Annotated in this window: 21 protein-coding genes; 17 read left to right on the top strand and 4 right to left on the bottom strand. The window is 40.9% G+C overall.

Going from position 1 to position 22,613, the window contains the following annotated elements; translation table 11 throughout:
* Positions 1 to 3 precede the first annotated feature (3 nt).
* Positions 4 to 1,440, bottom strand: a complete 1,437-nt coding sequence (gene nrfA, locus P3L56_RS15030; protein WP_210856177.1) for an ammonia-forming nitrite reductase cytochrome c552 subunit — start codon at positions 1,438 to 1,440, stop codon at positions 4 to 6.
* Between the two features lie 806 nt (positions 1,441 to 2,246).
* Between nrfA and napF the strand changes: the two genes are divergently transcribed.
* The 15 genes from napF (at position 2,247) to P3L56_RS14955 (ending at position 16,385) form a co-directional block, all read left to right on the top strand.
* Complete coding sequence (napF, locus tag P3L56_RS15025) at positions 2,247 to 2,738, top strand: ferredoxin-type protein NapF (protein ID WP_129466237.1); 492 nt, start codon at positions 2,247 to 2,249, stop codon at positions 2,736 to 2,738.
* Positions 2,728 to 3,006, top strand: coding sequence for a chaperone NapD (napD, locus tag P3L56_RS15020; protein ID WP_071548302.1), 279 nt, complete (start codon positions 2,728 to 2,730; stop codon positions 3,004 to 3,006). The genes napF and napD overlap by 11 nt, the downstream gene beginning before the upstream one ends.
* Positions 2,987 to 5,473, top strand: coding sequence for a nitrate reductase catalytic subunit NapA (napA, locus tag P3L56_RS15015; protein ID WP_048607977.1), 2,487 nt, complete (start codon positions 2,987 to 2,989; stop codon positions 5,471 to 5,473). The genes napD and napA overlap by 20 nt, the downstream gene beginning before the upstream one ends.
* Positions 5,474 to 5,479: 6 nt before the next feature.
* Positions 5,480 to 6,190, top strand: a complete 711-nt coding sequence (gene napG, locus P3L56_RS15010) for a ferredoxin-type protein NapG (RefSeq protein ID WP_042845217.1) — start codon at positions 5,480 to 5,482, stop codon at positions 6,188 to 6,190.
* The gene (gene napH, locus P3L56_RS15005; protein WP_131680664.1) at positions 6,177 to 7,040 is read left to right on the top strand and encodes a quinol dehydrogenase ferredoxin subunit NapH; all 864 of its coding nucleotides are present in this window, start codon (positions 6,177 to 6,179) and stop codon (positions 7,038 to 7,040) included. Before napG ends, napH begins: the two co-directional genes overlap by 14 nt.
* Positions 7,037 to 7,486, top strand: a complete 450-nt coding sequence (gene napB, locus P3L56_RS15000) for a nitrate reductase cytochrome c-type subunit (protein WP_210831734.1) — start codon at positions 7,037 to 7,039, stop codon at positions 7,484 to 7,486. The genes napH and napB overlap by 4 nt, the downstream gene beginning before the upstream one ends.
* Before the next feature lie 9 nt (positions 7,487 to 7,495).
* Complete coding sequence (napC, locus tag P3L56_RS14995) at positions 7,496 to 8,134, top strand: cytochrome c-type protein NapC (protein WP_048607975.1); 639 nt, start codon at positions 7,496 to 7,498, stop codon at positions 8,132 to 8,134.
* Between the two features lie 199 nt (positions 8,135 to 8,333).
* Positions 8,334 to 9,074, top strand: a complete 741-nt coding sequence (locus tag P3L56_RS14990; RefSeq protein WP_042845213.1) for a heme ABC transporter permease — start codon at positions 8,334 to 8,336, stop codon at positions 9,072 to 9,074.
* Complete coding sequence (ccmD, locus tag P3L56_RS14985; RefSeq protein WP_048607973.1) at positions 9,071 to 9,283, top strand: heme exporter protein CcmD; 213 nt, start codon at positions 9,071 to 9,073, stop codon at positions 9,281 to 9,283. Before P3L56_RS14990 ends, ccmD begins: the two co-directional genes overlap by 4 nt.
* Positions 9,280 to 9,768, top strand: coding sequence for a cytochrome c maturation protein CcmE (ccmE, locus tag P3L56_RS14980; protein ID WP_042845209.1), 489 nt, complete (start codon positions 9,280 to 9,282; stop codon positions 9,766 to 9,768). The genes ccmD and ccmE overlap by 4 nt, the downstream gene beginning before the upstream one ends.
* Positions 9,765 to 11,696 (top strand): heme lyase CcmF/NrfE family subunit, encoded by a 1,932-nt coding sequence (locus P3L56_RS14975; RefSeq protein WP_042845207.1) that lies wholly within the window; start codon positions 9,765 to 9,767, stop codon positions 11,694 to 11,696. The genes ccmE and P3L56_RS14975 overlap by 4 nt, the downstream gene beginning before the upstream one ends.
* The gene (gene dsbE, locus P3L56_RS14970) at positions 11,693 to 12,250 is read left to right on the top strand and encodes a thiol:disulfide interchange protein DsbE (RefSeq protein ID WP_042845205.1); all 558 of its coding nucleotides are present in this window, start codon (positions 11,693 to 11,695) and stop codon (positions 12,248 to 12,250) included. The genes P3L56_RS14975 and dsbE overlap by 4 nt, the downstream gene beginning before the upstream one ends.
* A complete protein-coding gene (locus P3L56_RS14965) occupies positions 12,247 to 13,317 on the top strand; it encodes a cytochrome c-type biogenesis protein CcmH (protein WP_042845203.1) in 1,071 nt (356 codons plus the stop codon). The genes dsbE and P3L56_RS14965 overlap by 4 nt, the downstream gene beginning before the upstream one ends.
* Positions 13,318 to 13,756: 439 nt before the next feature.
* The gene (locus P3L56_RS14960) at positions 13,757 to 14,200 is read left to right on the top strand and encodes a DUF2946 domain-containing protein (RefSeq protein WP_042845422.1); all 444 of its coding nucleotides are present in this window, start codon (positions 13,757 to 13,759) and stop codon (positions 14,198 to 14,200) included.
* A gap of 157 nt (positions 14,201 to 14,357) precedes the next feature.
* Positions 14,358 to 16,385, top strand: coding sequence for a TonB-dependent copper receptor (locus P3L56_RS14955; protein WP_210831733.1), 2,028 nt, complete (start codon positions 14,358 to 14,360; stop codon positions 16,383 to 16,385).
* Positions 16,386 to 16,439: 54 nt separating this feature from the next.
* Here the strand turns inward: P3L56_RS14955 and P3L56_RS14950 are convergent, their stop codons facing one another.
* On the bottom strand, positions 16,440 to 17,324 hold the full coding sequence (locus P3L56_RS14950; RefSeq protein WP_042845201.1) for a helix-turn-helix domain-containing protein: 885 nt from the start codon (positions 17,322 to 17,324) through the stop codon (positions 16,440 to 16,442).
* 894 nt (positions 17,325 to 18,218) lie between these two features.
* Between P3L56_RS14950 and P3L56_RS14945 the strand changes: the two genes are divergently transcribed.
* A complete protein-coding gene (locus P3L56_RS14945; RefSeq protein ID WP_042845200.1) occupies positions 18,219 to 18,473 on the top strand; it encodes a helix-turn-helix domain-containing protein in 255 nt (84 codons plus the stop codon).
* A 142-nt stretch (positions 18,474 to 18,615) separates the two neighbouring features.
* Here the strand turns inward: P3L56_RS14945 and P3L56_RS14940 are convergent, their stop codons facing one another.
* Both P3L56_RS14940 and P3L56_RS14935 read right to left on the bottom strand, forming a co-directional pair.
* Positions 18,616 to 19,611: a hypothetical protein gene (locus P3L56_RS14940; RefSeq protein WP_233102463.1), complete on the bottom strand. Its 996-nt coding sequence runs from the start codon at positions 19,609 to 19,611 to the stop codon at positions 18,616 to 18,618.
* Between the two features lie 250 nt (positions 19,612 to 19,861).
* The gene (locus P3L56_RS14935) at positions 19,862 to 20,698 is read right to left on the bottom strand and encodes a MurR/RpiR family transcriptional regulator (RefSeq protein ID WP_042845197.1); all 837 of its coding nucleotides are present in this window, start codon (positions 20,696 to 20,698) and stop codon (positions 19,862 to 19,864) included.
* A gap of 394 nt (positions 20,699 to 21,092) precedes the next feature.
* On the opposite strand from P3L56_RS14935, the gene P3L56_RS14930 reads away from it, so the two are divergent.
* Positions 21,093 to 22,604 (top strand): CoA-acylating methylmalonate-semialdehyde dehydrogenase, encoded by a 1,512-nt coding sequence (locus P3L56_RS14930; protein WP_042845196.1) that lies wholly within the window; start codon positions 21,093 to 21,095, stop codon positions 22,602 to 22,604.
* The last annotated feature ends 9 nt before the right edge of the window (positions 22,605 to 22,613 follow it).

The following is a 22,613-nucleotide window of genomic DNA, read 5'->3' as shown; positions in this document are numbered from 1 at the left end:
AGTTTATTTGGCTAATAGGTTATTTTTACGAGCTTGGTCATCCCACTGTGGCACGACTGTTTTTAAGAACTCTTGTTTTTCTGCATTAATTTTTTGCATATCTAAACCAATAGCTTGCTGTGCTTTTTCTTTAGTCGAAATATCGGGAATAGCTATTTCATGGGTGATCCCTTTGGAACCTAGCAAGCGAGCTAATTTAGTCCGTGCATCCGCAGCCTTATCCATCGCACCACCTAACATACGCAAACCTTCATCTGGTGCGTGCATATGAATACCGTGAGAGGCAATAGATAAATCCCAGCGCCATTGCGCATGACGAATATCGGTTAAAATTGGTTTCATTTCATCTTCGGTTGCACCTGCATCCCAAGCTGCTTTTGCTTCAAAGTGAGCACGAACTAACTGGTCTTCAACTTTGATTTTCATTTCTTGGATAGCGTGTTTACGTTCAGCGACAACATCTTGCAGTTGTTGTTTACTTTGAGTATGGCAAGTACTACAGGTTTGTTCGAAATTATCGAATGGGTTACCGATTTTATGACTGGTATACAGCTCACCTTTGTCGTTTTGCAGTTTAGGCATATGGCAGTCAATACAGGTCACATTATTTTTACCATGAATACCCGCACTCCAGGTTTCATACTCAGGGTGCTGTGCTTTTAACATGGGGGCTTTTGATAAGGAGTTTGTCCAATCAGAAAAACCGATATTATCGTAGTAAACTTCCATATCCTCGACTTTTGTCCCGTTATCCCATGGGAATTTCACTGATTTTTTATCGCCAGAGAAATAATACTCAACGTGACATTGACCACAGACCATGGATTGCTGGTCGAAGCGACTGGCTGTAGCAAATGGTTTACCAATGGCTTCCATTGCCCGTTCTGCATATGGGCGTGAGAGAGTTAACTCCGGTTTGCCTTTAGCAAAATCGGGTGAATCTGTTTTGTGGCAGTCGGCACAACCTAAAACATTCACAACTTCAGGACCGCCTTTTGCCCATTTGCCTTCAAAGTAGCCATCTTCGCCATGTTCTTGGATTAACCTAGCAACATCTGGGCTTTTACAGCTCCAGCATGCCATAGGCAATGGGCCATCTTGAGCATCTTTTGGCGCACCAGTTCGTAACGTTTCACGAACGTCGATAATTGCATAAGCATGGCCTCGTGGCTTGTTATAGTCACGAGAGAATGGGTATCCTGCCCAAAGTACCACTAAGCGAGGATCTTCAGCGAGCGCATCTTCGCGGTTGGATTGCTCTGAAGTTGCTCTCCATGAATGGTATTGATCTGGGTGAGCCACCTCGAAAGTTTCATTTCGAGCATTAATAGTGGAAGTCGTATCTTTAGTGGTAGGGGTTTGTGCATGCACAGAGGTAAATAGAAATATTCCTGCCACCAAACTCAATAAGTATAGTGCATTATTTCTTATGTTTGCCATAAAGGGCCTCGAGTAATGTTAGCCAGCCATCCCTTCATTGTTCGAGTTGTTTTTTTTCATGTAGCCTGTAACTCGGACGAATTTGGATATATTTTTGTTATATAAGTTTGATAGTAAGCGCACAGATGCTATCAAGACATTGCCAGCTTATATGTGTAACAAAAAACCACACTAAAAATATTGTTTTTGATCAAAAGATAATTTGTATTAAAGGAATAGAATGCAGAGAAATAATAAAAATGAGGTACTGTTAAATCTGATATAGTTATTAGTCACTAGTTTTCAAACTGTTTTAAATGAAATGGATCGTAATGATTCTTATTTTTTAAAATAAAATTAATTTTAATTTAATTCGTTGATTTTATGTGTTTTTTAAATTTTATTTACTCTTGTATTATTTTTATAATAAAAGAGTAAAAGTAAAATGTGCGTAATATCAAAAATATCGCATATATTTTTTTGCAAAATGACATTGCATATACCACTTTAGTAGTAGTTTTTGGTGTTAATTTAAACCCATAACATTAAAAGTTAGGTTTAATTTAAAAAATCATATTGAATGATTGTTAAAAAATAATTAATAAATTGTCTTAATTACCTCTTTTGGCTCTATTTTGAAGGTCAATCCCATCAATAAAACCAATGTCATCATTTTAGGGCGTAAGTCGTGTTATTACTCCTGTTACCTCCTAGGTAGTATGTATTTTTATAACCTCTCTCGTTAATATTTCTCATAAATACACATATAAAAAATGCGGTTTATTAGTACTTTTTAGTTTTCTTGTTGGCAATGTAAAGGAAAAAACATGGTTGATCTCACCCGTCGGGGAGTATTAACTGGTGCGTGGCGTAACGCAGCTCCAGTGGTTCGGCCGCCATGGAGTGGTAGTGAAGTGCAATTTATCGAATTGTGCACCCGTTGCAACGCGTGTGTGGAAAGTTGTGAAACTGCAATTTTGCGACCAGGCGCGGGCGGCTATCCCGTTGTTGATTTTAAACGCGGAGAATGTACTTTCTGTTACGCATGTGCGGCATCATGCCCTGAACCTATTTTCCTATCAAAACATTCCCAACCTTGGGATATCTCAATTTCGATTGGCCAGAATTGCCTTGCGTATCTTTCGATCGAGTGTCGTCGTTGCCAAGACAGTTGTGAGCCAGAAGTCATCTCTTTTCGTCCGTCACTGGCAGGTATTTACCAGCCAAAAATAGAAACGCAAGGCTGTACAGGCTGCGGAGCTTGTGTTGCAAGTTGCCCAGTATCAGCCATTACCGTGGAGCATGAACATGCACAGTAACTATCAAGTGTGCAGTTTAATCGTACAAGTAAAAAGTGAACGAATGTCTGCTGTGACCGAAAAAATAGAACAATTTTCGAATTGTGAAGTTGCGTTAAGTTCTCCAGACAACGGAAAACTGATCGTTGTGGTTGAAGGTCAAGATAGCAGAGCATTGTTAGATACTATTGATTTAGTACGCGATATTGATGGTGTACTAGATGTTTCGCTGGTGTATCACCAGCAGGATGAGCAAGGTGAGGAAGATTATGAAACTCAGTCGTCGTAGCTTTATGAAAGCCAATGCGATAGCGGCCGCTGCTGCGGCGGCCGGTATTGGTGCACCCAGCATTGCGAAAGCTGTTGTTGGTCAACAGGAAAGTATCAAATGGGACAAAGCGCCTTGCCGTTTTTGCGGTACAGGCTGTGGCGTTCTGGTGGGAACGCAAAATGGCCGTATTGTAGCAAGTCAAGGTGACCCTGAGGCTCCTGTTAACCGTGGTCTGAACTGTATCAAAGGGTATTTCTTACCGAAGATCATGTATGGAAAAGACCGTTTAACACAGCCGATGTTGCGTATGAAAGACGGTGAATATGACAAAAATGGTGAGTTTACTCCAATCACTTGGGAACAAGCCTTTGATGTTATGGAAGAAAAAGTCAAAACCACATTGAAGGATAAAGGCCCTGAAGGCATCGGAATGTTCGGTTCAGGTCAATGGACAGTTTGGGAAGGCTATGCAGCGTCGAAACTGTTTAAAGGGGGCTTCCGCTCGAATAATTTAGACCCGAATGCTCGCCACTGTATGGCGTCTGCGGTTGTTGGCTTCATGCGTACTTTTGGTATGGATGAGCCTATGGGTTGTTATGATGATATTGAGCACGCAGATGCATTTGTTCTGTGGGGCTCGAATATGGCAGAAATGCACCCAATTTTATGGTCACGCATTACTAACCGCCGTCTATCTAATCCAGATGTACGTGTTGCGGTACTCTCCACATTTAAGCATCGTAGTTTTGAATTGGCGGATAACGGGATTGTATTTACGCCGCAATCTGACCTTGTGATCCTGAACTATATCGCAAACTACATTATTCAAAATAATGCAGTTAATCAGGAATTCCTCGATAAACACGTGAATTTACGTCGTGGTGCAACAGATATCGGTTATGGATTACGCCCAACTCACCCATTAGAAAAAAGTGCAAAAAATGCGGGTTCCGATGCATCAGAGCCAATGACATGGGATGAGTATAAGGCATTTGTCGCAGAATATACGTTAGATAAAACGGCAGAAATGACCGGTGTGCCAAAAGATCAATTAGAAGAGTTAGCGAAACTTTACGCTGACCCGAATACCAAAGTGGTATCTTACTGGACGATGGGCTTTAACCAGCATACTCGTGGCGTTTGGGCAAATAACTTAGCGTATAACCTACATTTATTGACCGGCAAAATCTCTCAGCCTGGTTGCGGTCCTTTCTCTTTAACTGGCCAGCCTTCAGCATGCGGTACTGCGCGTGAGGTTGGAACATTCTCTCACCGTTTACCTGCTGACATGGTGGTTACTAACGAAAAACACCGTGAAAAAGTGGAAGGTGTTTGGGGCTTACCTGCTGGCACTATTCCTGAAAAAGTCGGTTTACATGCTGTTGCTCAAGACCGAGCGCTCAAAGACGGTAAGCTGAACTTCTATTGGGTAATGTGCAACAACAATATGCAAGCAGGCCCAAATATTAATGAAGAACGCATGCCAGGCTGGCGTGATCCGCGTAATTTTATTGTTGTTTCTGACCCCTATCCAACAGTCAGTGCGTTAGCCGCCGATCTGATCTTGCCAACGGCGATGTGGGTAGAAAAAGAAGGGGCGTATGGTAACGCAGAGCGTCGCACTCAATTTTGGCGCCAACAAGTTAAAGCACCGGGTGAAGCAAAGTCAGATTTAATGCAGATGGTGTTGTTCTCTCGACGTTTTAAAACGGATGAGGTTTGGTCTGAAGAGCTATTGGCGAAAAAACCGGAGCTACGTGGAAAAACCTTATATGACGTGTTATTTGCCAATGAAGCGGTGACTAAATTCCCTGTTAGCGAACTCGCTGAAGACCAGTTAAACGACGAATCTCGTGAACTTGGTTTTTATTTGCAAAAAGGCTTGTTTGAAGAATATGCAGGCTTTGGACGCGGTCATGGTCACGACCTTGCTGATTTCGATGAATATCATAAAGCACGTGGTATTCGTTGGCCTGTTGTCGATGGCAAAGAAACCATGTGGCGTTATAGCGAAGGGAACGACCCATACGTTAAAGCCGGTGCTGGTTATCAATTTTACGGTAAGCCAGATGGTAAAGCGGTTATTTTTGCATTGCCATTTGAACCTGCGGCAGAGTCTCCAGATAAAGAATATGACCTGTGGCTATCAACCGGACGTGTATTAGAACATTGGCATACTGGAAGTATGACTCGCCGTGTTCCCGAATTACATCGAGCTTTCCCTGAATCATTAGTCTTTATACATCCATTAGATGCGAAAGACAGAGGGTTACGTCGTGGAGACAAAGTCAAAGTGGTTTCACGCCGTGGTGATGTGACGACGATTGTGGAGACACGTGGCCGTAACAGACCACCGAAAGGCTTAGTGTACATGGCGTTCTTCGATGCTGCGCAGCTAGTGAATAACTTAACACTGGATGCAACGGACCCACTTTCAAAAGAAACGGATTACAAAAAATGTGCCGTTAAATTAGAAAAGGTGTAATAGCTAATGCCCCAGAAAGCGAAAGCTCAAAAGGCTAAGTCCCAGAACAGTCGCCGTCGTTTTTTGCGTGATGTTGCTCGCGCAGCGGGCGGGTTAGCGGCTGTTGGTGTGGTACTGGGGCTTCAGCAACAAACGTCTCGGGCCAGCGGAGTTAGGCTCCGCCCACCGGGCGCTCTTGATGAAAAGGCATTTTCAAGTGCTTGTGTACGTTGTGGTCAATGCGTGCAAGCTTGCCCTTATGACATGTTGAAACTAGCAACATTAGCATCAGGCTTAGCAGCAGGAACCCCGTACTTCATCGCCCGTGAAAACCCATGTGAAATGTGTGAAGACATTCCGTGCGCCAAGGTATGTCCAAGTGGTGCGCTGGATAAAGACATTGAATCAATTAATGATGCACGAATGGGATTGGCAGTTTTGTTAGATCAGGAAAACTGTCTTAATTTTCAAGGGTTAAGGTGTGACGTCTGTTACCGAGTATGTCCACTTATTGATGAAGCAATCACCTTGGAATTGGAACAAAACCACCGAACAGGTAAACATGCGAGGTTCTTACCAACAGTCAATAGCAATTACTGTACAGGGTGCGGTAAGTGTGAACAGGCTTGTGTACTGGAAGAAGCTGCTATCAAGGTATTACCAAGGTCGCTAGCGAAAGGTGAATTAGGTCATCATTACCGTTTTGGCTGGCTGGAGGGCAACAATGGCAAATCGTAAGCGTGATGCCGGACGTGAAGCTCAGACTAAAAAGGGCTGGTGGCATAGCCATAAGTGGTTGGTATTTCGACGTGTGAGCCAATTGCTTGTGCTCGCTATGTTTCTCAGTGGGCCATGGTTCGGTGTTTGGGTTTTACATGGGAACTACAGTAGCAGCTTATTGCTAGATACTGTGCCTTTGACTGACCCACTCATTACCTTAGAAAGCTTAGCAAGTGGATATTTACCCGGTATTTCGGCACTGGTAGGTGCAGTTATTGTGTTCGGGGTATATGCACTATTAGGTAAGCGTATTTTCTGTAGTTGGGTCTGTCCTGTGAATCCGATCACGGATGCGGCAGCTTGGTTGCGCCGTAAGTTTGAGTTAAACCAGTCCGCAACAATACCGCGTTATATCCGCTATGTATTGCTCGGAGTGATCCTCATTGGTTCAGCGGTGACAGGGACTCTTCTTTGGGAATGGTTAAATCCAGTTTCATTAATGGGGCGCAGTTTAATTTTTGGTTTTGGTAGCGGTGCATTAGTCCTCGTTGCACTGTTTTTATTCGATTTATTGGTTGTGGAACATGGATGGTGTGGTCACCTTTGCCCTCTGGGTGCCCTGTATGGCATCGCGGGTTGTAAAGGCGCATTAGTTGTTACAGCGGAAAATAAACAAAATTGTAGCCGCTGTATGGATTGTTTCCACATTTGTCCGGAGCCGCAAGTACTGCGTGCCCCGGTCTTAGATAAGCAAGCCCCAGCGCAGATTACAGATAAAGACTGCATTACTTGCGGTCGTTGTATTGATGTCTGTTCTGAGGATGTTTTTAAAATAACACTACGATGGAGCTCGGGAGCTAAATCATGAAAAATCCTGTCCTGAAAAAGACGCTAAGCCGCGCAATTGCAGGTATGGCCCTTGTTATTAGTAGTCTTGTTTGGGCTGCTAATGGTGTCGATTTGTCTCAATCACCGGAAGTGTCTGGTACGACAGAGGGAAGCATTCATATTCCGAAAGAACAGGAAAGAATGGCGCTAAACTATGTGAACCAACCGCCGATGATCCCACATAGCGTTGAAGGTTACCAAATTACGACGAATACTAACCGCTGTTTACAGTGCCATGGTGTTGAGAATTACCGGACAACAGGTGCGCCAAGAGTGAGTCCAACACACTTTATGGATGCAACAGGTAAAGTGCTTGGTGAAGTCGCACCAAATCGCTATTTTTGTTTACAGTGCCATGTGCCGCAGTCAGATACGGCACCTATCATTGATAACACATTTACCCCATCCAAAGGCTTTGGGAAATAAGGGGGAGACATGGCAAATAACAATGATAAGCAGGTCAATGGCGAAAAACAGCCGCGTAAAGGGCTCTTTGGCTTAATTGGACGAATATGGCGTTGGTGGCGTAGACCAAGTCGCTTAGCGTTAGGCACCTTATTGCTGATCGGTTTTGTGGGTGGCGTGATTTTCTGGGGAGGCTTTAATACGGGGATGGAAATGGCGAATACAGAAGAGTTTTGTATTAGTTGCCATGAGATGCGTGAAAATGTCTATGAAGAATATATGGATACCATTCACTATACGAACCGTAGTGGTGTGAGGGCGACTTGTCCAGACTGCCACGTACCCCATGAATTTGGCCCCAAAATGGTACGCAAAATTCAAGCCAGTAAAGAATTATACGGTAAGATTTTTGGCATTATTGATACACCACAAAAATTTGAAGACCACCGTTTGGCAATGGCACAAAGCGAATGGCGCCGGATGAAAAATAATGACTCTCAGGAATGTCGTAACTGTCACAACTTTGAGTATATGGATTTTACTGCGCAAAAAGGGGTCGCGGCAAAAATGCATGACCAAGCTTTAACTGAAGGTAAAACCTGTATTGATTGCCATAAAGGGATCGCACATAAATTACCGGATATGCGTGAAGTTGAACCGGGCTTTTAACCTTAGAGAGTCGTTTTACCATTGCTTATAACTATGATTTGTAAACAATGGTTAACAAATAGGCTGGTTATACATCTGAGTATGATCAGCCTAAGTTATATTTGTGTTAAATCAATATATTTGCTTTTTTAACGTGTATTGTATGATGTGCTGTTATGCAGAATTTACTAACAATATAAAAAATCAAGGTAACTAAACTATGTGGAAAAAGCTTCATCAACTTGCCATTCCAGTCAACCTTTACCGGTTATGCGGTCGTCTAGTACCGTGGTTTATTATATTGAGTGTAGTCTGTTTAGCTGTCGGTTGGATTTGGGGTTTTGGTTTCGCACCAACAGATAAAGTTCAAAGTGAAAGTTATCGCATTATGTATATCCATGTTCCAGCTGCAATGTGGTCAATGGGGATTTACGCAGCCATGGCGATCACGGCCTTTGTGGGTTTAGTTTGGCAAATGAAAGTGTCGGAATTGGCCATAGCAGCAATGGCTCCCATAGGAGCAGTGTTTACGTTTATTGCATTAGTGACAGGTGCAACATGGGGTAAACCAATGTGGGGCGCGTGGTGGGTATGGGATGCACGTTTAACCTCCGAGCTGATTTTACTTTTTCTATATGTGGGGATTATTGCTTTATGGCATGCGTTTGATGATCGTCGTATGGCGGGCAAAGCAGCGGCTATTTTAGTGTTAATCGGGGTGATAAATTTACCTATCATTCATTACTCTGTTGAATGGTGGCAAACGCTGCATCAGCCTTCTACTCGTATGCAAGAAAGTATTAACCCTGCAATGCGCACACCACTCCGTTTAGCTATCTTGGGTTACTTATTTTTATTTATTTCTTTGACATTAATTCGTTTACGTAATCAATTATTGATTCTAGAACGCAATCGCCCATGGGTATTAGACATAGTTAATAAGGGAGGCCGCAAGTCATGACATCCGCATTTGCATCTTGGAGTGATTTTTTTGCGATGGGGGGCTATGGTTTTTATGTATGGCTGGCTGTTGCGCTAACCTTAATACCGATTCTGTTACTCTGTTTGCATACATTTTTTCAAAGAAAAATGATTATAAATGCAATTCTTAAACAGCAAGCTCGTGAAGTAAGGCAAAAAGCGGCAAGAGCGCGTAGGGAGGGGATGTGAATATTCGTCGTCGTAACCGGCTTTGGTTAATTTGTTCCATACTTGTCGGTGTCGGTTTAACATTGGCGTTGATCCTATATGCGCTACGCTCCAGTATTGACCTCTTCTATACACCCGGTGAAATTATTTATGGTAAACGGGAAACCCATCAAATTCCAGAGGTTGGGCAGCGTTTACGTGTGGGTGGAATGGTAATGCCAGGCAGTGTTGTACGCGATGACTCAAACCCAAACTCATTAAAAATCACCTTTACGGTTTATGATGCTGAAGGTGAGGTAGATGTGAGCTATGACGGTATTTTGCCCGATTTATTTAAAGAAGGGCAGGGGGTTGTTGTTCAAGGCGAATTACAAGCGAACAACCATGTTTTAGCCAAAGAAGTCTTGGCGAAACACGATGAAAACTACACTCCACCAGAAGTTGAAAAAGCGATGCAAGAAAATCACCGCAGGCCAGCAGCTGCCTATAAGGACAATGCATCATGATCCCTGAAATTGGTAGCATTCTGCTTTGCTTAGCATTAGGTATTGCGGTTTTACTGTCGTTTTACCCTTTATGGGGAGTGGCACGTAATGACGCACGCTTAATGTCATCATCTCGTCCATTAGCATGGTTACTTTTCTTATGTGTCACAGGGGCATTTTTAGTATTAGTCAATGCCTTTATTGTTAACGACTTCTCTGTGACTTATGTTGCTAATAACTCCAACACACAATTACCCATTTGGTACCGCATAGCCGCAACATGGGGGGCTCATGAAGGTTCTTTATTGCTATGGGTATTGTTGATGAGCGGTTGGACTTTTGCCGTAGCAATAGGAAGTTATCGTATGCCACTTGATATTGTGGCTAGAGTACTCGCGGTAATGGGGATGGTCAGTGTTGGCTTTTTGTTATTTATTATCTTCACCTCAAACCCATTTTCACGTACGTTGCCGGCTTTCCCGATTGAAGGGCGAGACCTCAACCCGTTATTACAAGACCCTGGGCTAATTTTTCACCCTCCATTGTTGTATATGGGGTATGTTGGTTTCTCTGTGGCATTTGCCTTTGCCATTGCGGCATTGCTTAGCGGGCGTTTAGATAGCTCTTTCACTCGCTTTGCACGCCCATGGACGATGGCGGCATGGTTCTTTTTAACCCTTGGCATTATGCTAGGTTCGGCTTGGGCCTACTATGAATTAGGTTGGGGCGGCTGGTGGTTCTGGGACCCAGTTGAGAATGCCTCATTCATGCCATGGCTAGTGGGGACAGCTCTGATCCACTCATTATCTGTCACTGAGCAGCGAGCCACATTTAAAGCATGGTCATTATTATTGTCGATTTTTGCTTTTTCCTTGTGCTTGCTTGGCACATTTTTAGTGCGTTCTGGGGTTCTAGTTTCTGTACACGCCTTTGCCTCAGACCCATCCCGAGGACTATTTATCCTTGCCTTCATGGTACTGGTGGTCGGTGGCTCTTTATTAGTGTTCGCATTAAGGGGGCATAAGGTTCGTTCAAGGGTCAACAACGCATTGTGGTCACGTGAGTCCATGCTATTAGGGAATAACGTTATTTTAACGGCAGCAATGTTGGTTGTTTTATTAGGGACATTATTACCTTTAGTGCATAAGCAAATTGGTTTGGGGACGATTTCGATTGGTGAGCCGTTCTTTAATACTATGTTTATCGCCTTGATGGTGCCGTTTGCCTTGCTATTGGGGATTGGGCCGTTAGTACGCTGGGGGCGAGATCGCCCTGCTGCTATCAAAAAAATGCTTATTATTGCAACGATAATGACATTAGTGTTGTCATTTGTTTTACCGCTATTAATGGAAGATCGTATTGAGGCGTTAACCGTTGTTGGCTTGATGATGGCGTGCTGGATTGCAATTTTAGCTTTTGCTGAAATGAAAGTTCGTATAAGCAAAAAAATCAAACTAACGCCGAGTTATTGGGGCATGGTTTTGGCGCATTTAGGCTTAGCCGTCACGATAGTTGGGATAGCCTTCAGCCAAAACTACAGTGTTGAGCGCGATGTCAAAATGAAGCCAGGGGATAGCATTAATATTCGGGCTTACACCTTTACGTTTAATGGCGTCAGAGAAGCCGATGGTCCTAATTATCAAGGCGTTATAGGTAGCATCTCTGTAACAGAAAAAGGCAAAGTGGTTAGTATTTTGATGCCTGAAAAACGTTTTTATAACGTTAGTCGTGCTGTAATGACAGAAGCGGCTATTGATGGTGGTTTTACCCGTGATTTATACGCAGCTTTGGGTGAAGAAATATCAAAAAGTACATGGAGCATGCGCTTGTATTATAAACCCTTTGTACGCTGGATTTGGTCAGGTGGTGTATTGATGGCAGTTGGTGCGTTGTTTTGCATGTTTGACCCACGCTACCGTCGTCGTAAATTACAGAGGGAAACGGCATGAATCGCAAAGTCTTTTTAATCCCTTTTATTATCTTTGCAGGGATAGCCGCCGTCTTATTATGGCAGCTAATGCGTAATGCGGAGGGGGATGATCCTCGTTTACTTGAATCTGCTCTAATTGGTAAACCTGTTCCTGTATTTAGGCTCGAATCATTAGAAAACCCCGGGAAACATTATGAATCTGATGTATTAACACAGGGGCAACCGATTTTACTTAATGTATGGGCGACATGGTGCCCGACTTGTCGTGCAGAACATCAGTATCTCAATAAACTGTCTGCACAAGGTGTACGGGTTGTGGGGCTAAACTATAAAGATAAGCGTGATAAAGCGATTGTGTGGCTGCGAGAGCTTGGTAACCCTTATGCACTGAGTTTATTTGATGGGGAGGGGATGTTGGGCCTTGATCTCGGTGTCTATGGCGCACCAGAAACCTTTTTAATCGATGGCAATGGTGTGATCCGCTATCGCCATGCAGGGGCAATGGACGAACGTGTTTGGGAAAAAGAGTTTAAACCCCTTTGGGAACGCTATAATCAGGAGGCGAACCAATGAGGTATTTACTCGGTTTATTCATGTTAGTACTCAGCTCAACAGTCACATATGCGGCTACTGAAGTGTTTACTTTTGATAGCGAACAGCAGGAACAACAATTTCGCAAGTTAACGGAAGAATTACGGTGTCCAAAGTGCCAAAATAACAGTATTGCGGACTCTAACTCAATGATTGCGCTGGACTTACGTCAAAAAGTGTATGAGTTGATGAAAGAAGGTAAAAGCCGGGACGAGATTGTTGATTACATGGTTGCCCGCTATGGTTATTTTGTGACTTATAACCCGCCATTAACGCCACTCACCATGATGTTATGGGGCTTACCTTTTGCCGCCATCGCATTGGGGGGGTGGATTATTTTTGCCCGTTCGAGAAAACGGGTGCGCATCAAGCAGGTGGAACAGGGTAATGATGGCGTATTACCAGAAGCCTCCCGTGCCAGTAATTGGGTTTACCTTCCAGGGTTAGTGATTGCTTTAGGTGTAGCTGGCGGCGCCTATTATCAAGTGGGTAGTTACGCTAAAGTCACGGATTGGAATAATGCTTACCAACAAGCCCCAGCTTTACTAGATAGAGCATTAGACCCTTCTGAGCCCCCGTTGAACAATGCGGAAATGGAACACTTAGCTTTAGGCTTACGGACACGTTTACAAGAAGACCCTCAAAATATCGAGGCATGGGTGATGTTAGGGCGAATTGGCATGGTACTCAATAATGCGACCATGGCGACAGATGCTTATGGCAGAGCTTATCGTCTTGCACCTAAAGATGAAAACGTCATTATAGGGTATGCCGAGGTTCTTACTCGTTCGTCTGACCCTGAAGATAATCGCCAAGGTGCTGAATTGCTCAAAAAATTAATTGCTAAAGATCGCACGAATGTGAAAGCGCTGAGCATTTTTGCTTTCAATGCATTTGAACAAGAGCGCTATGCAGAGGCAATTTCAGCTTGGCAAATGATGTTAAAATTATTACCTGAAAATGATCAGCGTCGGCCGATTATCGAGCGCAGTGTTGAGCAGGCTTTGATGATGGTACATGAAAAGAAAGGGACGCCGACAGGTAAGTAATATCCTTCTTGATAATGTTATACAGGCGAAAGTCTGTATAACATTCATTTCTTATCGTTCACTTCAGTTTTTTCTAATTTCAGTTGCTTATTAAAGAAAGCTAATAATCATTATTTTAATATGGTTTTAGCTTTTAATTATATTAAAGGTAACTTATTTATATTTTTACTTATTATTTTATGATTGCAATCATGTCTTTTCTATCTGCTAGTTTTCATTTACCGCTTTCAAATAATATTCATCCAACAAATGATGCCAATAGGATAGGTAAATCCTAAAACAAACAGTTGTATAAAAACGGAAAGCCTCTTTTCACTGTACAAATAGTACAAAATTGCTGTGCGATTTAACATTAATGGTGAAAATCAATAACATTAGGCATCCAAATAAGATACACTTTCGCCCTATAAAAATGGGTATTGAAAATAACGGAAAAACGTTGCACCTGCGTCCTTTTATCAGACAGTTAGCTGCTTATCTTGCTTTACTTGCTGTCGCAATGCTGTTTATTGCTCCTTTGGTTTCAAAATCAATGGAACATGCAACCGCTTGCACAGAAGCACATAGTGAGACGGCTGCGCCTTTGATGCATAAGCATCAGGGGGAAGTAATGCCTGAAAATTGTGAGCTATCGGTACCCATGAATCATATGTTAATGACAGGGGTTGGTCAGTCGCCTATGGAAGACATAGCCTGTGGTTACTGCCAGTTATTGATTCATTTCCCATTTCTAATTCTGTTTGTTGCTGCGGTAATCCGTCAACTGGCAACCCTGGCAATTTTTATCCCCTTTGAGCGTTGTATTCAATTTTGGCTGTATAGGCCATGGTCATTACATTTAGCTAGAGCCCCTCCTCAATTCCTATGCTTATCTAAAAATTAATTATTTTTCAGACTGTTATTTTGTGTTTTTTTGCACAGAAGGTTTTTCATCATCTTGAATTTTTACTATTTTCAGGATTGGTATTCCTGTTGCAAATTTTTAGACACAAAGGTGAATAGCAGAAATATTAGTGTTGATATCGATACATAGGTAGCAAATGAATACTCAATTTTTTAAAATTGCCCCCGTTGCAGCGTTGGTGGTTAGTGCGGTTATTAGCGAATCTACAGCAGCTAAAAATGAGGCTAATCAGAGTCTCATTACAGATAGCTCAGTGATGATTGTTACTGCACCTGTTGATTCTCCATTAACTATCACTACATCGCCTAAAACCCCAAGGCAGCCAGTTCCCGCAAGTGATGGTTCAGATTACCTAAAAACTATCCCCGGTTTTTCACAAATTCGTAATGGTGGGACAAATGGCGACCCTGTTTTTCGCGGGATGTTTGGCTCGCGTTTACGTATTTTAACTAACGATAGTGAAATGTTAGGCGCCTGTCCTTCCCGTATGGATGCTCCAACATCCTATATTTCGCCAGAAAACTTCGATGTTCTTAATATGATTAAAGGTCCACAAACCGTTTTATGGGGACCAGGGAATTCTGCTGGCACGATCCGTTTTGAACGAGAAAAACCTTTGTTTACTGAAGCTGGTATAAAAGGGAATGCAAGTGCATTAACTGCATCAAATAACCGCTGGGATGGTAATGCTGATATCAGTTTAGGTAATGAAGTAGGTTACATTCGAGTCATTGGTAATAAATCCCGTTCTAATGATTATAAAGATGGTAATGGGCATAAAGTGCCCTCTAAATGGGATAAATGGAATGCTGATGTCGCAGTGGGTTGGACGCCAGATGAGTATACTTTATTAGAATTAACCGCAGGGAAAGGTGACGGGGAGGCACGTTATGCTGGAAGAGGGATGGATGGTTCTCAATTTAAACGGGAAAGTTTAGGTTTGCGCTTTGAAAAGAGCAATATTGGTTATGTTCTTGATAAGGTTGAAGCGAATGTTTATTACAATTACGCTGATCATATTATGGATAATTACTCTTTGCGTTCACCTTCAGGTGGGGGAATGGGGCATATGGGACATGGCGGTCATGGCATGATGAATATGCCAATGAAAATGCGAGTTGACCGTGAAACCATGGGTGGGCGTGTTATGGGTACATGGTTATGGACTGACTATGAGCTACGTAGCGGTGCGGATATGCAAACAAATAAGCACCGAAAAAATCAGAATAATAGTTGGAAAAAGGATGCTCAATTCCAAGACTATGGGGTATTTAGTGAGTTGACTTGGCATGCAACCACACAAGGCAAAATGGTCAGTGGAGCACGGTTAGATCGTGTGATCGTTGATAATAATACAGGTATAGGGGCTTCTGGGCGTAATACAGTAATGCCAGCAGGCTTTGCTCGTTATGAACATTCGTTATCTGATACCCCTGTTATGCTGTATGCCGGTGTAGGATATACCGAGCGTTTCCCAGATTATTGGGAGTTATTTTCACCTAAACTGGGACCGGATGGTACCAATAATGTATTTGATAAGGTGAAAACTGAAAAAACAACCCAGTTAGATATTGGAGCTAAATATGCACATGAAAATACAAATGCATGGGTTTCTGCATATATTGGTCATGTGGATGATTTTATTTTGTTTCGTTATAGCCCAACAAACCCACGCATGAGCCAGATAGAAAATGTAAATGCGCTTATTATGGGCGGGGAGCTCGGTATTGCCCAAAAACTGAATGATGAATGGAAAGCAGATGCGAGTCTCGCTTATTCATGGGGAGAAAACCGTACAGATGGTAAAGCATTGCCACAAATGCCCCCATTAGAAGGGCGTTTAGGGTTGTCATGGGAAAAAGGGGATTGGACAACAACTGGTCTATTACGTGTTGTGAGTCGTCAAAACCGTGTTGCGATTAATGATGGTAATGTTGTTGGAAAAGATTTTAGTCAGAGTGCGGGTTTCACTATTTTATCATTAAATACAGCGTATGTTGTCAATCAAAATATGAAATTAAGTGCAGGGGTTGATAATCTATTTGATAAAACATATAGCGAGCATTTGAATTTAGCGGGTAACAGTGGATTTGGTTATTCATCAAACCAGCCTGTTAATGAGCCAGGAAGAACTTTTTGGGCAAAAGTTAATGTGACCTTTTAATTTCAATTAAATTTGCAAACAACCCGCAGAGTAATGCGGGTTGTTTGTGAGTAGTTAAACAAGCACTGGAATATAATAATTCAATTCTTGGATGTAGTGATGGGGGTTATTTATAAATGCTTCGTAAGTAGGTTTGGAGTTTAAAACATACATTTCTATATCCGAACCAGTTCCACGGACAATATCCATTTCAGCTAGAACTTTACCATAAGCAGTATAGATAATATCGTTGTAATCAATCCCCTGCAGACTACCATCTAATTTAATTTCCAAATAATTTCCACTCGGTAGTTGAAAGTTTGTTGCTTGTGGTGGGGTGATATCAACATCTTTTTCATCTAATGCAGTAATATATAAGAAAGTCCCTTCTTCATTAGAGCTCAAGTCTACACCATGAATAGCATATAGGTGCTGCGTCACATATTGGTTTTTATCAAGAAATTTTTTCCAATATTGTCTGCGTAATTCATCGGTTTTAAGGTTCCAACCATTTATATCTTTGGTATATCGATGCTTAATACCAAGTAAATTTATTGCGGGCAATTGAGTAAGTCTGACTTGGAATTGAAGTTCTTTATTTTCACGAAGTGGCAGACAGAACCCATCGACCTTCCAACCTTTGCGTTTTCTATATTCAGAAGGGGTAAGGTTAAATTGCTTTTTGAAAGCGCGACAAAATGTTTGTTGCGAATCAAATCGGTATCTCAGTGAGATATCCATAATGCTGTCGTTAGTTAATCGTAATGCTACCGCTGAACAGGAAAGGCGCCTTGCTCGGATATACGAGCCAAGTGCCAAGCCAGTTTGGTTTTTAAATAGGCGCTGAAAATGCCATTTAGTGTATCCTGATTTATCGGCAACAGTATCTAGGGATAGGCGAGATTCTAAATTTTGTTCTATCCAGAGAATGATTTCCCTGATAACGCTTTCTTGTAGCATGATTATCCTTTCAAGTTGCTATTACCTAGATCAATAAAGTAAATAATGCTTAATACTGACAATGATACTAGATAAGAATTCATGGATGCTCGCAATAGAATACCATGTCTACAGACAGTTTGATTAAAAAGATGTGAAGTTAAGTAAGTTTTTCTTCTAAAAGTATTGTTGTTACCGACTGAAATACAATTATTTGTTGTTAATTTAACATTAAATATGTATTAATAACTATTTAAGTTTAAAGTAAATAAACGTACAACTATAGAAATAGATAAAGAACAGTTAATATTATTATTGCTAAATGCCGATAATCCTTTTGAGATGATTGTAAATGGATTGATATAAAAAACAGATCCAGCTTGGATTGTTGTGATTTATAATGAAAATATAAGCCGTTTATCTTTAATGGGTTGCTGAAACGATGATTAGTTATAAAAAATAGGGCTATTTTTTATAACCATAAATATTATTTTTTTATACAATAGCCGTATGGAAACTTATTGATACGCTTAACTACAAATTGTCACGATTTCCATAAGTAAATAACATTAAATGTATAGAGTTTATTTCATCAAATTTAAAAAATAAGCTAAAATATTATTGTAATCTGATAGATACATTGTTCATGATTAGAGATAGGTGAGTAAATTAACCCATTCTTCATTGGGGTTAATGTAGTACCAATCGAATCTTATCTGCAACAATGAAATAATAAAAAATAATAATATCATAATGTTATGTTTTTATTGTGTTTTCCTTCGATAGAAATAGTCTTTTAATGATTGGTTTAATCGGAATTTAGTTATTTTAAGTCAATTTATAAATTGAAAAGTGGTGTTAATTTACGCGTCGCTTAATTAGATAGCTTATACGTATGTAACCCAGGGGGGTATTATGAGTAAAGACAGTATCGCTAAGATGTTGGGGATAAAAATTCGTAATCAACGAGAAAGTCATAAAATGACCGTTAAACAAACTGCGAATTTAATTGGGGTAACTGAAGATGAAATGCGACGTTTCGAAAACGGTGAAAGTTGTATTGATGTAGATTCATTATTTCAGTTTGCCTACTTATTCAATATTGAGCCAGCCTCTTTCTTATATGGCGTAGTGAATGTTAACAGCGGGATGCGCAGTACTCTACACTAACATTGTTTAGTATTGGCTGAATAAAAAACTTAATGATCAATTGGTTAAACGTATCCACACGATAATGTTGGAAAACTTAACTCTGTAAGTTAAAAAATAGGTTAACAGAGCTGCTGTATCTCTTAATTTGTCATTATCGTACTTAAATAAACCCCTCATCGTATAATTGTTTTAATATTTCATTGGTAAGTTCATTAGTACGTGCCCAATGAGCTGGTTGTGTAAGTTTAGTACCGCCGTGCAGTTTTAGAATGAATTGGTCTATTTGTTTAAAAATAGTATTTTTTTCATTAAGTTGTTGTCTTTGTGGGTTAAATAGTACTTTATTTTCAACCTCATAACTTTGATTGCACTGTTTTAGAGATAATTTGTCTGAAATATTCCCCGTATTAAAAAATAGCTCAAATGAAATTAACAACCCCCCTTTATGACGCAAATTGATTATTAGCACATCCCCATCTTCCATTTTTGCGAAAGGGTGTGAAAACTGAATTGACGCTGTAGAAAATGAAAAATCAGGGAGTAAGGTTAATAACAGTTCAATTTTTTGTGTAATCGTACCTCTTAGTATATTGAATGGTAACCTATTTTCTGGCTCAATGACCCGGTGAGCGGATAAGCGTAATAACCCTGTTTCTAATTTGTTTTGAGTGTGCAAGACATGCTTTATTTGATTAAATGAGTCCTCAAAAGTGAGTGCTTGACTGTAGTCAATTAAAACATCGTTTCGTATTGCTTTTATGAATAATTCTTCAAGCTCTTTTTCATTAAAGCTTGGGATATTAGTGAGTAAGATATCTTTTCCTGCTGCAATTGCTGCATTGATTGTAAATTTCAATAGCTCATCACTACAGACTGCTGTCATGATGATGCAATCAACGTCATCGTTATTAACCAGTGCCTCTATTTGTTGTTTTTGATACATAAAATAAGACATAGAGGGAAGTGGGGGAGCGATATCACAAACAGATACCAACTCACTATGATGAGCACTGCATTTTACTGCATGAATATAAGGTTGATTATGAATGGACGTTCCGATTAAACCAATCCCTGAGCGATGAAGAGAAGTGACAGAGTGCTGCTCTTCAAGCAATCGAAGATGGCCCAGTAAATAAAGAAAGTGTGTATTTAACATGGTCGTTCCTTATTATCGGTTTTAAATCAGAAATTCATGTGCTCCCAACATAACAGGATGAAATAATAATTTCATATTAATGTATTGTCGAAATTTGTATTTTCTGATGAAACTCACAAATTAAAGAAATCATTTATGTAAACCCACTTGAGCGGCGGTATGTAGCAAAGAGAAATCAATTTAGTAATGGAAACGGCCAAATAGGGGCTCTAAACTAATGGAGGTATTTAGTTTTCGAGCCAAAGTAGCGTTAAACTAACTTACTTCCTTGACGGTAGGCTAAGGCGACTGTCAATGATTGAGCTAAACATAACGTTGCTGACTGGGAACGAAATGCATCCACTTGCGCTTCTTTAATCACAAAGCAAACGTCACTAAAACTGGCGAGTGGGCTAATCTGGCTGTCAGTAATTACGATTTGTTTAGCACCAGACTGTGCTGCTTTTTCACTAACCATTACTGTTTCTGATGCATAGGGGGTGAAACTAATTGAAATAACCACATCGTTTTCACTAATTTTACTGATCTGTTCTTTAAACATTCCCCCAAGACCATCTATTAGAACAGGGCGGCACTCCAAATGGCTTAATGCATAACTGAGGTAGGTCGCGACACTAAATGAGCGACGCAAGCCAATTATGTAGACATTTTGTGCATTAGCTAATAATGAAACTGCTTTTTCTAAATCTTCGGCAGAGGTCCTAGCTGCCATTTGCTGCAAGGCTTGTGCATTGGAGTGAGCAAATTCTTTTAAAATTTGAGCAGGGTCATCACTCAATTCTTGAGCACTATCCATTTCGCGAAATAGCCTTGCTCTATCAGTGTAGCTTGCTGTTTCTTCAACAAGGTTCATACGAAACAATTGTTTCATTTCATTAAAGCCACTGAAATTAAACGCATTTGCAAAACGAATTAATGTTGATGGTGGAACATTGGCTTCTTTTGCAATAACGGCAACGGTATCAAATGCGACACTATTTGTATTATCGAGTACGTACCTAGCCACCTGTTGCAAGCGTTTACTTAGCTCATCATAACGAGAGCGAACTTGCTCTTGAAACTCATTTAAATTTGATGCACTTGACATATAACCTCCATGATTTGGCTCTAATTGTAGTTGTTTTGCACGGTTAGTCGAATTATTTTGAAACGGTTAGTTCATATTTCTACATTCTCTATCTTTATATATCTAAAATAATTTGAATTTCGGTTAGCAAATTGAATGAGTTACATTGATTGCTTTTCTTATTGTGCCTAGTTGGTAAGTGCTTCTGTCTGCACTGCAATAGACGTGTATATCTAATTAAATAAGTGATTAGGAGACTTTTTAAAATGGCATTTTCTATCTTGAATTAGAAATTTCATAAAAACTTTGTCTAGATCACATAAATTGAATGTTATTTCAAATTTCATTGCAAATGAAACAAATATTTCATATACATTGGGTAACAACGTAATCCTGTCAGTTAAAGAGAGGCAACATGGAACAGATTAATAATTTCATCGGTGGTGAAATAGTTTTGAGCAAAAGCGGTCGATTTGCACCTGTATTCAACCCAGCAACGGGCGAGCAAATTGCACAGGTGGTATTAAGCAGTGCTGATGAAACGAAACACGCCATAGCGATTGCTCATAAAGCATTTCCAAAATGGTCGAAACTTTCGCCATTAAAGCGCTCTCGAATCTTATTTAAATTTAAAGCGTTACTTGAAGATAACATGGATGATTTAGCGCGCCTTATTTCTAAAGAACACGGTAAAGTGTTTTCTGATGCGGTGGGTGAGATTACACGAGGTCTGGAGGTTGTTGAATTTGCTTGTGGCATTCCTCACTTACAAAAAGGTGAACACTCGGCCAATGTCGCCACAGGTGTGGACAGTCATTCATTAATGCAACCACTAGGTGTTTGTGCTGGTATTACCCCATTTAACTTCCCTGCTATGGTACCGATGTGGATGTTCCCAGTGGCGATTGCTACCGGTAATACTTTTGTTTTAAAACCATCTGAGAAAGACCCGTCTTTGGCTCTTGAATTGGCTAAATTGTTAAAGCAAGCTGGTTTACCTGACGGTGTATTTAACGTCGTTCAAGGGGATAAAGAATCTGTTGATACGCTGCTAACTGCACCAGAAGTTCAAGCGGTAAGCTTTGTTGGTTCAACTCCGATTGCCGAATATATTTATACCACAGCGTCTCAGCATGGTAAGCGTTGCCAAGCGTTAGGTGGAGCAAAAAACCATTGTATTTTAATGCCTGATGCGGATATGGGGCAGGCTACGAATGCAATAATGGGCGCTGCATTTGGGGCTGCGGGTGAGCGTTGTATGGCACTTTCTGTTGTATTAGCCGTAGGGGATGAAACGGCAGATACATTAATTGCTAATTTGAAAGCTCAGATAGCCAAAATGACCGTGGGACCCGGTATTACAGATGGCAAAGAAAATGATATGGGGCCAGTAATCTCAGCACAGCATAAAGCGAAAATCTGCGACTATATTGCGAGTGGTGAAAAACAAGGGGCGACATTATTGGTTGATGGTCGTGATTTCAAAGTAACGGGTTTTGAAAAGGGTTATTTTGTTGGGCCAACATTATTTGATAATGTGACTCCTGAAATGGATATTTATAAAGAAGAAATTTTTGGGCCTGTATTAGCTGTTGTACGAGTACCTGATTTTGAAACAGGGTTGAAACTAATTAACCAACACGAATACGGCAATGGAACCGCAATTTTTACACGTGATGGTGAAACAGCCCGTGAGTTCCAAGAAAATGTTCAAGCTGGAATGGTCGGAATTAATATCCCAATCCCAGTACCAATGGCTTTCCACAGTTTTGGTGGTTGGAAACGTTCAATTTTTGGGCCTCTCAATGTTCATGGAAATGATGGTGTTCGCTTCTATACTCGCATGAAAACAGTGACTAGTCGTTGGCCTGCTAGTGTACGTTTAGAACATCATGAAAGTAGTTTCACAATGCCAACCATGGAATAAATGGAGACC

Origin of the sequence: Providencia sp. PROV024 (genome assembly GCF_032709665.1) — a bacterium.
Classification (GTDB): Bacteria; Pseudomonadota; Gammaproteobacteria; order Enterobacterales; family Enterobacteriaceae; genus Providencia; species Providencia huashanensis.
This window is presented reverse-complemented; position numbering and strand designations above follow the sequence as displayed.